The sequence below is a fragment of the Microcystis sp. M49636_WE2 genome, from assembly GCF_030065375.1.
GTDB classification, from domain to species: Bacteria; Cyanobacteriota; Cyanobacteriia; order Cyanobacteriales; family Microcystaceae; genus Microcystis; species Microcystis aeruginosa_C.
This window is the reverse complement of sequence record NZ_JASJFG010000482.1, coordinates 1-1,087: the sequence shown is the minus strand read 5'-3', so window position 1 is coordinate 1,087 and position 1,087 is coordinate 1. Positions and strand designations below refer to the sequence as shown.

1 protein-coding gene and 1 pseudogene are annotated in these 1,087 nt (G+C 39.7%); one reads left to right on the top strand and one right to left on the bottom strand.

Features of this window, described 5'->3' with window-relative positions; genetic code table 11:
* Window positions 1–763: ISAs1 family transposase (locus PX484_RS11370; protein WP_288103879.1), on the bottom strand; the 763-nt coding region annotated here is incomplete at its 3' end.
* Window positions 764–945: 182 nt separating this feature from the next.
* On the opposite strand from PX484_RS11370, the pseudogene PX484_RS11365 reads away from it, so the two are divergent.
* Window positions 946–1,087 (top strand): annotated as a pseudogene (locus tag PX484_RS11365) (IS630 family transposase); the annotation flags it as partial.

Sequence of the window (1,087 nt, the reverse complement as noted above, 5' to 3'; positions counted from 1 at the left end):
GGTAATCATAACTAAATTGAATACCATCAAATTGATGTGCTTGAGCTTGCTCAAACCAGTTTTTGACCTGAGTATAAAGAGTCGGATGATTAGCTTTAAGGGCGACAACGTAGTCAGCTTTTTTGGCTTGAATATGATTAATAATCGCCGTTTGAGTTCCCATAGCATCTAGGGTGATAATTGCCCCTTGAAGGTCTAACAGTTCTAGTAAAGCGGGAATAGCAGTAATCTCATTGGATTTATCTTCCACCTTGACTTGTCCTAAAACTAATTTCTGCTCCCCCGCCCAAGCCGTCACTAAATGCAAGGCTTTAATTCCTTGATTACGGTCGTAAGAACCTCTGAGACTTTTCCCGTCTATGGGAACTATTTCCCCCGAAAGAGAACCGATTAAATGGGGCAGCCATTGAGACAAAACTTTGGCCAAAACTTCCGGGTTAATCCGTTCAAAAACCCGCCGAAAAGTGTCATCAGAAGGAATGCCATTAGGTAATTCTAAAAACTCAGATAACCAAGACTGCTTACTGAGTCCATAATTTTCCATGTCTTCCCAACCTTTGGCTCCTGCTATAACTGCTAAAACAGCAATGACTAAAATATCAGTTAATAAATGTTTTTGGGTTCGGGACACTCTTGGGTCAGGAATATCTTGAAGATAAGTCAATAAACTAGCTTGAATTTCATTTATTGATGTTAAAGGAAGCTCAGGTTTTAGTTGAGCTTTATTTCCGGTGGGGAGAACGGGAGCAAAACCTTTACCCATGAGCTATTTCCTCATTAATTTTCATCAACAACAGTGAGACTAAGGCTAATTATAAATTATACAGAGGTAGCAGCGGCTAAGTCTGGGTACTGGCAGTGCGGGACGGTGCTATGGCGATTTGATTACCCTATTCAGAAATCTTTGTCAAGTACAATTTATACCAAATTAGATGAGCTTACCCTGTCTTTTGGGATGGAGCTTCCTATCATAGAGGGGAATTAATGCAAAGTTTTTTAGCTGAAGTAAATGAAGGTTTAGCTCCAGAAAACTGGAAAATAACTTGTCATTTATTTGCTCCTTATGCTCCTGAAGAAAATCCGATTG